This is a genomic window from Rhizobacter sp. P3_C12 (genome assembly GCF_056402735.1).
In genome coordinates, this window is the sequence record NZ_JBFUGW010000373.1 from 1 (window position 1) to 4,942 (window position 4,942).

The following is a 4,942-nucleotide window of genomic DNA, read 5'->3' on the forward strand; positions in this document are numbered from 1 at the left end:
GTGGGGGCGGGGGTGCGCACCCGCGACGCCAATGGGTTTGACGTGAACGTCGACTCGGCTCCGGTGGCCTTCGACGTGGACTCGGGCGCAGGCATCGGCGAAGTCGAATCCAACGACGAACCGGGTCAGGCTACGGCGGTAGCCGACAAGGTGCGGCAGATCGTGGGCCAGACCGAAGTCAGCGAGTCGGCCAGCGGGACCTTCCCCCTCCCGCACAGCGACTACTACAGGGTCAACCTGCCAGCTCAGACCAGCCTTCGGGTGGACATGCGCACCAACGGCTACCAGTTCATCGGCCTATCGCTGACGGATGCGGTCGGCAACAGCTTGGCCAGTTCCACCCCGGCTGCGGTCAAGTCCGTGACCTACACCGGTGGCGACAGCCCGCAGGAGATCTACATCCGCGTCACGGCGCCCCCGGCGCAGCTGGATGACGTCGACAGCAAATACCTGCTGCTGCTGAGCCGTCCCTGATCGCGAGCGCCGCGCCGGACTGGAATCCGCTCCACCACCGGCGCATCCTCGCGTACCTGTTTGCCAACGGCCGAACCAACCGCATGGAGCGGTGCTCGGGCACGACACGCCAAATGCGACTCAGCTTCCGAATGACATGAGCTCTGCGCGTTTGCAGATGTCGTTCGAGTTGCAGGCAAAGCACGCGCAACGCAGGATGCTTCGGCAACACCGTATCGAGCTGGCGGATGGCAATCTCAGCCGACCGAGGCGGCAGGCGCGCAAACGGATCATCGGGGGACGACAGGTGGCAGGAGGACTCGACAAGAGCGAGATGGCGCAGTCGGGAGCGCGCCGTTGGGTCCATGTCCAGCAACTGCGTCGGCGCGCCGACCGGCACCGGCACCGCGCGGAGCAGTGAAGGTTCGCCCAAACCACCATGATGGTTTCGGCGCCATGAGCGGCATCGCCACTGCCTTGGGTGAGGTGTTCATGTCGATGGCGAGTCATTGCTCTCGAGCAGCGTGCGTACATGCACTCGACCATAAAACCAGTCCATGGGCGTGGCCGCCACAGTGTCAGCGAGCATTCCTGATTAACTTGTGACGAACCGCGCGTCAAGGTTCACCGATGCGCTTTTTGAGGCAACAATTCACATTTGTGCGCCTTCTGCCGAGGCCCAGGTCGGCGCGCCGCGCCGGCGGGCCGAGAGTCCACAGTGGCGCGGAAGCTCAAGATCGCATGCCGCCGATGCAACGCCTGTCCCTCACCACGTCCCGATCTGCCGCGCTGTTGCCGACTGCGGCGCGAAGCAGCGGCCGGTACGCGCCGACGCCATGAGCGAGCTTCTCATCGCACTGCCCGGCGGTTCGCTCGACCTGCTCGGACGGTGCGTGCTCCGCCACGGAGAACCGGTGAAGGTCGAGCCGCGGGCATGGCGCGTGCTGGAGAAACTGGCCCGCTTCCGCCACCGAGTGGTGAYGAAGGAGGAACTGCTGGCCGCGCTGAGTCCAGACGGCGCGGTATCCGAAGCCGCGCTGCGCCAGGCGATCCGTGCGGCACGGCTGGCCATCGGAGACGACGGGCCGCAGCCGATCATCCGCTCGATCCCGCGTGTCGGCTACATGCTCGACGTGCCATCGGCACCGGCATCGGCATCGGCATCGGCGTCGTCCCCGGAGCGGGCGACGCCTGGCTCGTTGCGCGACGGTGTGCCCTCGTTGATCATCGGCCCGTTGCGCAATCACACCGGGCGCCCGAGCCTGCAGTGGGCGGCGCACGGCCTGGTGGCCTGCATCGCGCACGGCCTGTCGATCGACGGACGCATCCAGGTTCAGGACGCACACTCACTGGAGACGTCGTGGCCGCAGGAAGACCCACGGATGCTGCAGATGTTGCGCGCGGCCGGCGCGCGCTATGCCGTGGTCGGTTCATTGACGCTTGCAGGATCCGAACTCGCGCTCGATCTCCACGTCCATGACGACGACAAGAAGACCGTCATTTCAATCCGCGCCGCTGCTCCCGCAGGGCTCGTGCTTCCCGCCATCGAGGCCCTGCGGCACGCACTGCTGGGCGTCGGCGAGCACCACGGCCACGAGTTGAGCGGCTGCTCGCTGCTGTCCATCGAGTTGTTCGCACGGGCCAAGCACTCTGCTGCGATGAACCGGCATCCAGCCGCGCTGCGGGCACTTGCGCTTCTGCAGCACCTCGACCCGGGGTTTCCACGCCTCGATCTGGAACTTCTGCGTACTCAGGCGATCTGCGGCAGCGACGATGGCCTGGTCTGCGGGGCACGCCTGCTGGAGGCCGCCAGACGCAACCAGGACCAGTGCCTTGAAGCGCAAGTGCAGCAGTACTTCGGGACGCTGTACCACGCGAGAGGCCGGTTGCGCGACGCGGCGCAGAGTCTGGAGCACGGCCTCGTGTTGGGCCGCGTCTGCATGCCTCCGCACTGGCAGGGGTACACCCTGACGCTGCTGGCATCCGTCGAGTGCCGCCTCGGCGAGCTCCATTCCGTAGCGACACGTCTGAACGAGGCCCAGACGATCTTCACGGGCATCGGCAGCCACTGGGGACTGCTGAACGTGCTGTGGCTCCGGGCGATCATGAGCTCACTGTCTGGCCATGCAGAGAAGTCCATCCGATGGAACAGAAAGCTCGCCCACGCGGCCCGCAGGCTCAATGCCACGACAGCGCTTGCAAGCGTGTGCCTCAATCTCGCGGGCGAACTGCTTTACGCGGACCGGCTGGACGAGGCGCGAGAGTGTGCGGAAGAGGCGACCGCGACTGCGCTGGCGATCGAGGCCAACATGATCCTGTTGACCACCGTCGTCAACATCCACTGCCTGCTCCATCGCCAGCAAGGCCGTCCAGACGCCGCCGCTGAGCTGCTGTCCCTGCTGCCCCAGCCGGACCGGGTGCAAAACAACGGCTACCTCTGGCAGGCCCATGGTCATGCCGCCATGGCGGCTGGGCGCGTCGACGAGGCGGCCGACTGTTTTTTGCGGGCGGCGGCCGAGTGCCGTCGCCACGGCAACCGCGCGGCCGAGGCGCCCCTGTTCCCCTGGCTCGTGGAGGCCCTCGTGCGCAGCGGGCGCCTTCCACTTGCAGAGGCCGAACTGGACCGCGCAGACACGCAAGCCCATCTGCAGGACGAGAACACCACCGCGAACCTCCTCTACCCGCGCGCGTTGCTGGCACGGCGGCGCCAACAGGAACCGGAGACCCGGTCGCTGCTTGCACGGCTCGCAACCGCGCCGGCTGCACTGCCCCTGTTCCGACGGCTGGGACGGGAGCTGTCGGCGGCACCACCCAGCGAGGCGCAGCGCGAGCCCCCTCTGCCGATGGCGCCGCCCAACGACGCGATGCTTCGGGAGTACCGCTTCGCCCACTGCATGCTCGATGCGGAACGCCGGGAATTGTGGGTCGATGGGCGGCGCCAGACACTCGCGCCAAAGCCGTTCGACGTGCTCTTGCACCTGTACCGCAATCGTCATCGCCTGGTGACGCAAGACGAACTCCTCGACACCGTGTGGCGCCAGGCAGCCGCGTCGCCGGAAGTGGTTGCGCAGGCGATCGCCAGGATTCGCCAGGTGATGCGACGGAGCAAGACGCACGCGGTGCGGATCAAGACCGTCTCCGGCAAAGGCTACGGGCTGGTGGCCGATGCGCGTGCAGCCCCCGAAGACGACACCGCCGCGACGCTCCTGTCGGACTTGCACGGGATCCGGGAGCATCCGCTGGCTGTCGTGCCGCTGGCGGGCGGAGACCTGGGCGCCGGCGTCGCGGATCGAGATCTCGCGTATCCCCTGGAAGTTCTCGGCTACACCCTGGCTGTGCACGCGATGCTGAAGCGCATGTCCGCCGCTGAGGTGCAAGCGGGCGTCGATGCTGCCACGGCCCCGACGCCAGAGGCCATTGCGGCCGCGATGGGCACCCGCAGCCCCGGCGTGCACGTCCTCTTCGCCCGGCTGGCGCGCCACTTGGAAACCTTGACGCTGGAGTACGTGTTGCTGTCGCCCGCGTCTCGGATCGAAGGGAGCATGCACGACCGGTCGCCGACGGCACTCGGCCGGCGGCTGGCCGCACGGCTGCTTCAGCTGCATGTTGGCGTCGCGGAGGGGAACGCTCAAGCCGTGGACGAGAGTGAGTGGATGGCGCGGATGTTCGACCTCGCATCGCGCGCCGCCGAAGAACACCGTCGGAGCGAAGCACTGCATGTGCTGGACGTGGTCCTCGACCAGGATCCCGACCACTACCTGGCGGCGGACCTCAAAGCGCGCATCGAGGCCGGCCGCGGCGCGCTGGACAGCGCGCACTCGACGAGCACGTCCACGCCTTGATCGGCCGGCAAGTTCGGACACCGATCCTGGCGATGGACAAGGCGGTCGGGCGCTGTGCTCGTCCAGCAGTTTGGAGTTCGCCGCCGAGCGCCGGTACGGTTGCCATGCCGGCTGCTTCAGTCAATCGATTCGGGGTGAATTTGCATCCTGTTGCATGGCGTCTCGCCGCACCAACGCTGCACGTGGCTTTCGTCGGTCGTCACAGTTTCATCATTCGCGCCCATGTCGCGCTCCACACAATCGCGCCGGTAATTGAGAGCGTGGCACGTCGAACGACGTGTACGCACCGCACTTTGACGCAATAGGAACTTCACGATGATGCCAAGCCAACGCCCGACACGTGCCACTGCAACAAGCGCACTGCTGTGCGCACTGGTGCTATCAGCCTGCGGGGGCGGCAAAGACTCAAGCACCCCAGCGCCACCCGTTGGCTCTGCTCCTGCTCCTGCTCCTGCTCCTGCTCCTGCTCCTGCGCCGGCACCTGCACCTGCACCTGCACCTGCACCTGCACCTGCACCTGCACCTGCACCTGCACCTGCACCTGCACCCGCACCCGCACCCGCACCTGCACCCGCACCGCCTCCTTCGATCACGACAGCCCTCGGCAAGCCCGGCCGGCTCCTCGTGGGCCTCGGCGCGGCCAGTCC

4 protein-coding genes are annotated in these 4,942 nt (G+C 67.2%); all 4 read left to right on the plus strand.

Annotated elements, in window-relative coordinates:
• On the plus strand, positions 1-474 hold a 474-nt coding region (locus AC1DXV_RS31290), incomplete at its 5' end, for a hypothetical protein (RefSeq protein WP_477937367.1).
• Between the two features lie 136 nt (positions 475-610).
• Positions 611-874 carry a hypothetical protein gene (locus tag AC1DXV_RS31295; protein ID WP_477937369.1) on the plus strand — a complete coding sequence of 88 codons (264 nt, stop codon included), beginning with the start codon at positions 611-613 and terminating at the stop codon, positions 872-874.
• Positions 875-1,289: 415 nt separating this feature from the next.
• The gene (locus AC1DXV_RS31300) at positions 1,290-4,295 is read left to right on the plus strand and encodes a winged helix-turn-helix domain-containing protein (RefSeq protein WP_477937371.1); all 3,006 of its coding nucleotides are present in this window, start codon (positions 1,290-1,292) and stop codon (positions 4,293-4,295) included.
• 427 nt (positions 4,296-4,722) lie between these two features.
• Positions 4,723-4,942: hypothetical protein (locus tag AC1DXV_RS31305; RefSeq protein ID WP_477937373.1), on the plus strand; the 220-nt coding region annotated here is incomplete at its 3' end.